Source organism: Acidiphilium sp. AL, from assembly GCF_025499445.1.
Classification (GTDB): domain Bacteria; phylum Pseudomonadota; class Alphaproteobacteria; order Acetobacterales; family Acetobacteraceae; genus Acidiphilium; species Acidiphilium iwatense.
Map to the genome: position 1 here is coordinate 11,384 of NZ_JAIMBZ010000052.1, position 495 is coordinate 11,878.

Annotated in this window: 1 pseudogene; it reads left to right on the forward strand. The window is 67.3% G+C overall.

Going from position 1 to position 495, the window contains the following annotated elements:
- Window positions 1-495 (forward strand): annotated as a pseudogene (locus AiwAL_RS17960) (IS3 family transposase); the annotation flags it as partial.

Consider the following 495-nt stretch of genomic DNA (forward strand, 5'->3'; position numbering starts at 1 on the left):
CGCCGCCGTCCGCCGGGCCCAACCGTACCGTGCGCATGCCGCTCGCCGTGCCAACCCGGGCCGCCTGCCGCCGCGCGCCAAACGGGACATCCAGCTGCGGCCCGAGATCCGCCGGGTGTGGGATGAGAATTTCCAGGTCTATGGTGTGCGCAAGGTCTGGCGACAGCTCGACCGAGAGGGGATCGATCTTGCCCGGCGCACGACGGCGCGGTTGATGAAACAGATGGGACTTGCGGGTGTGATCCGCGGCAAGCCGGTGAAAACGACGGTCAGCAATCCCGCCGCGCCTTGTCCACGGGACAAGGTGAACCGGCAGTTCCGGGCTCCTCGGCCGAATATGCTGTGGGTCAGCGATTTCACCTACGTCGCCACCTGGCAGGGCTTCGTCCACGTCGCCTTCGTGATCGACGTCTTCCCCTCCGTAGCCATTCCACCTGCTACGCAGGCGGAACCTTTGGCTCCTCCGCCCGGCGGATCGTCGGCTGGCGCGTGTCG